3 protein-coding genes are annotated in these 4,845 nt (G+C 36.6%); 2 read left to right on the top strand and 1 reads right to left on the bottom strand.

What is annotated here, in order from left to right; genetic code table 11:
- On the top strand, window positions 1-367 hold a 367-nt coding region (locus tag Q8907_12760), incomplete at its 5' end, for a glycoside hydrolase (GenBank protein MDP4275140.1).
- A gap of 69 nt (window positions 368-436) precedes the next feature.
- Window positions 437-2,515, top strand: coding sequence for an alpha-glucuronidase (locus Q8907_12755; GenBank protein ID MDP4275139.1), 2,079 nt, complete (start codon window positions 437-439; stop codon window positions 2,513-2,515).
- A gap of 436 nt (window positions 2,516-2,951) precedes the next feature.
- Here Q8907_12755 and Q8907_12750 read toward each other — a convergent pair whose 3' ends face one another.
- Complete coding sequence (locus tag Q8907_12750) at window positions 2,952-3,545, bottom strand: flavodoxin domain-containing protein (protein ID MDP4275138.1); 594 nt, start codon at window positions 3,543-3,545, stop codon at window positions 2,952-2,954.
- Between the last annotated feature and the right edge of the window lie 1,300 nt (window positions 3,546-4,845).

Below are 4,845 nucleotides of genomic sequence, written 5' to 3'. Positions count from 1 at the left end.
TTTTGCCTGGTTTGGCAAGGACAAAAAGTGGCAGGAAGATTATGCCCGACATATTGGAAATTTTTTCCGTTCAAAAGGTATTGATACTTTTGAGGATCAATTTAACTTGGATGGTTCCAGGCCCGATTATATCCTTCAGGCTGGAAATTACCGTAAATTGAGGCATTCTCTGGGAATAGTGGCTACTGTAGCTGCAACCACTCTTGTCTTTGACGAGAATAAAAAAATGGAGTTTATCCATGCTCTTTGGAATGCAAAACTCGAACCATATAGCGATGGCTATTTTGATCCTTATTATGATGGCTTGTTATACTTATTTAGCCTTATGCATGTAAGCGGGAAATATCAGGTCATTAAACCGGCTTAACCAAATGTAATGGAATATACTGGTTGTAGAAGTATGAAAGGTCAATGATTGTCCTTAAATGATTTAGTTATGAAAGATATTTTTTATGTATTTATTTTGATTTTATTGGCTTTGGATCTGAAAGCAGAAGACGGGCATAGTCTTTGGCTTAGAAATAAAAGTACAGGGTCAGTGAATGTCCTTTGCGCTAAGCAGTCTTCCACCTTGACAATTGCTAAACAGGAACTGCTTCAGGGTTGGCAGGGAAAATCAGGTGAATCTGTTTCCCTGATGGTTAAGCGCGATAAAGAAATCAAGGGTGATGGTTTTAAATTTTCTTCAAAAAGCATTCAGGCAAATACGGATCTTGGAATTTTATATGGCGTTTATGAGCTCCTGCGCCGGCAGCAAACCGGACAAACCATAAAAGAAGAAATTTGTAATCCTTCTTACCAGATCCGTGTTTTAAACCATTGGGATAATCCTGATGGTACTATAGAAAGGGGCTATGCCGGTCATTCCATATTTTGGCGAAAAGGTGAGAATTCTTTGGCTGTTACTGATCAGGATAAAAATTTATGGAAGGAATACGCCAGGGCAAATGCTTCTATAGGAATAAACGGTGCGGTTCTTAATAATGTGAATGCTTCGCCATTAATACTGACTAAGGAATATCTGGAAAGGGTAAGGGCAATTGCCGAAGTACTGCGGCCCTATGGAATTAAGACCTATCTGTCAGTGAAATTTTCATCTCCCTCATTAATCGGCGGCTTAAAAACTTCTGACCCTTTGGATCCTTCAGTAATCAAATGGTGGAAAGAAAAGGTTAAAGAAATTTACAGCATGATTCCTGATTTTGGCGGTTTCCTGGTTAAAGCCAGCAGCGAAGGACAGCCCGGGCCTCAGGATTATGGCCGTACACATGCTGATGGTGCCAATGTGATTGCCGATGCCCTCAAACCATTCGGGGGAATTGTCATGTGGCGTGCTTTTGTATATAATCCGAATGACAAGGACAGGGCAAAACAGGCCTATACGGAATTTATGCCTTTGGATGGCAAGTTCCACAATAACGTAATCATACAGGTGAAAAACGGGCCTATTGACTTTCAGCCCCGTGAACCTTTCAGCCCTTTATTCGGTGCTATGAAAAAGACTTCTGTCATGCCCGAATTTCAGATCACCCAGGAATACCTGGGACAATCCGTTCACCTCGTTTTTCTGTCAACAATGTGGGAAGAATGCCTTAAAAGTGATACATACCAGGAAGGAGCGGGGAGTACAGTAGCCCGTTGCACAGACGGAAGCATTTACCAGCAGAAATATACCGCCATTGCCGGTGTGGCTAATATCGGACTGGATGCCAACTGGTGCGGACATGTTTTTGCACAGGCAAACTGGTATGCTTTTGGACGTTTGGCATGGAACAACAAACTTACAAGTGGACAAATTGCCGACGAGTGGATTAAACTTACCTTTCACCAGGCTTCTAAAGAGAATAACGAACAGCTAACCTTTTCTGCTGATTGGATAAATAATTTCCTTTTACCTGTGAAACAAATGATGCTGCAAAGCCGTGAAGCAGCAGTCAATTATATGATGCCTCTCGGATTTCATCATATTTTTTCAGCAAATGAACATTATGGGCCTGGTCCCTGGTGGGCTCCCCAAGGTGTCCGGCAGGATTGGACACCGCCATATTATCATAAAGCAGATACCCTTGGAGTTGGATTCGACCGTGCACGGACGGGTAGTGATGCTGTAAGCCAGTACCATGAACCTCTTTGTTCTCAATTTAATGACTTGAAAACTTGTCCTGAAATTTACTTGTTGTGGTTTCATCATGTTCCGTGGAATTATAAAATGCAAAGCGGGCGCACTTTATGGGAGGAAATTTGTTTTCACTATGATATGGGTTTGCAGCAAGTTCGACAGTTTCAGAAGATCTGGGATAAGGTTCGGCCTTATGTGGATGATGAATGCTTTAACCAGGTTCAAAGCAAGTTACGCAACCAGTGCCGTAATGCGCAGGTTTGGAAAGATGCCTGCCTGCTCTATTTTCAGCAGTTCAGCCGTCAACCAATACCTTATGAAATTGAACGTCCGGTATATGACCTTAAGGAACTGATCAAAAATGATATGAAAAGGCCTGTTAATGAAAAAATATAAGAATCCAGTCTTGGTTCTGTCTTTTTGTTACAAGGATACTATTTTACGTTATTGATTGATAACTTTTGAGGATAAGATTAAATTATCTTTGCATTAAGGATTTAAGATGAGATTGTGAATAATCATCTTTATTTGGAAAGTGATTTCCGTAATATTAGTATTTTGGTTTTTAAAAGTTAGGTTGAAAAGGAAAGAGGCTGTCTAAAGAAAATAGACAGTCTCTTTTTTGTTTCTGCACGGAGAATGGCTACATTACCTCGATTGATAGGATGAAGAAAAAACTGTTGTTCGACTGTAGCTAAAAATCCTTTTCCCATTTTAATTGGGAAAAAGTAAAACTAAAATATTTTTTTTTGTTATAGGATATGTTCTATTTATTTACAAATTCACTCTTAATCTGAAATAAAGTATATCATTAAATTTTCAAGTCTTTAAGTTATTTCATTGTCTGTAAAATTTCACGGCCAAAATCCATGCATTCACTGCGTTTAAGGTTATCATATTCTTCCATATTGGTCATGGCTTTCATTTTTCTCCGGACTTCAGGTTCCATAAGTCCCCAGGTAATGCGCCCCAGAAATACTTTGGAAGGAATTTGTGAAATACCGGTCAATTTACAAAGATGGTTATCAAAAAATGCCTGATACTGCTTTTGTGTAACTGGCTGTCTCATATTCCCACACACAGCAAAGAATCCTTTTATTTTATTTTTCAGACTTTCTTTATGTTTGGTCAAATACTCCTGTAATTCTTTTGGCGTTTCTCCGCTTCGTATGGAACCACCAACTACGATATATTTATATTTCGACAAGTCGGGTTTCTCGCGAACATCATATACCTGGGCAATGCCATTCATTCCTTCAGAAATCCAGACGCCTGCATCACGTGAGGTACCACACCAGGTACCATACAGTATGGCCCATTCTACATTTGGGGTTGTGGGATAATATTCCAGAGCCCTTGTTTTCCGGGGAATTAGTAATGCCCCAATTGTTAGCAGTCCCGTCTTAAGGAAATCCCGTTTTTTCATTAGGTTGATATTTTAAATATTTATAAATCAATGATATTTGGTTAACGAAAATTAAAAAAAAGTTCATTGATGTAAATGGAATATCGAAAGAATTTCTTTTTCACAGAGGTGTAATATAAATGCTTTCAGTAAAAAAACAAAGTTGGGTTTGTCTTTAAGAAATTATTGTTGACATAACATAAATAATTTAAAATGTTGAGTATCGCTGTATACCCATCATGGTTTTTCATGGGTAGGTAGCTGAAAGTGAAAAATAACTTTCAATGGATTAATTGTGTTTATAAACAGAGAAGTGAAAAGTTCATTACAATGAGAGTTGATTCCTGAATAGTACCTTATTCCAGCTATTGCTAATTTTTGTTACAGAAGTACAATTTTTCGTTATGGATTGATAATTTATAAAATGCATCTATGAATATTTTTGTCAAAGGAATTACTACAATTTTTCAAAACTGATTCTTAATAAGAATGTGGAGTAATAATTAATACTAGTGGTTTAAGTAAATGTAAGGTGATGTGGAGAGAGGCTGTCTAAAATGCAATAGACAGCCTCTTTTTTTATTTCTGCTTTATGAATTCAGATGGAAATTTGTTGTTCTCTTCATTTTAATTTATGCCCTATTCCTAAAAAATAATTTTATAGTGTTCTTTTAAAATTATCCGGACATTTTGATGAATGATTTGTTTTGCATTTATGGATGTAAAGCATAGATATATAGTATGTTGCGTTGTTTGTTACAGGCTTACCTTTTTTTGTTACCCATTAATAACTGCTGAAATACTCAGGAAAATATCTTTGAACAAACCTAAATAATCAATAATAGAATTTTTAGAAAAAGAAAGTTGATGTCTTTTAACAATTAACTGATTAACTAACTAACTAAATTATGCAACTTTTAAAAATTACCTATCCTGTTATTGTTCCGGCCATATCCAATTCTCCGGATATATTAAGGTCCTCAAATGGCCTGATTTATTCTATGACCAGCTTGTTGCCTAGGGGCAAATATCGATATAAAGACAAGATTTAAAAAGGTTATCGCTTTTTGAAAGGTCTTTACATCCTGATATAATTCTTTCTTGAGTTTTAAACGATTAGTTGAATACAGATATCCGGAGGTTTATATCAGATTATAACCTTCAAAATCATGATGCTTTAGGTATTATAATAAAAACAATATAGAGCATTATTAAGATGCTCTTGAATTAATCCACTAATTTCTAAACCCTTAAAACTAAAATTTATGATTAGAATTAATAATGACAGTTAATTGTCCGGTTTTACAAATAGATTTATGAC

Source organism: Bacteroidota bacterium (genome assembly GCA_030706565.1).
Lineage (GTDB): Bacteria > Bacteroidota > Bacteroidia > Bacteroidales > JAUZOH01 > JAUZOH01.
The sequence above is the reverse complement of the archived record's forward strand: the minus strand, read 5'-3'. Positions and strand labels throughout refer to the sequence as shown.

What these genes read in the sequence shown, in the direction of transcription:
- Q8907_12750 (MDP4275138.1), bottom strand. Translation starts at nt 3,545, where the DNA reads ATGAAAAAACGGGATTTCCTTAAGACGGGACTGCTAACAATTGGGGCA.
- Q8907_12755 (MDP4275139.1), top strand. Translation starts at nt 437, where the DNA reads ATGAAAGATATTTTTTATGTATTTATTTTGATTTTATTGGCTTTGGAT.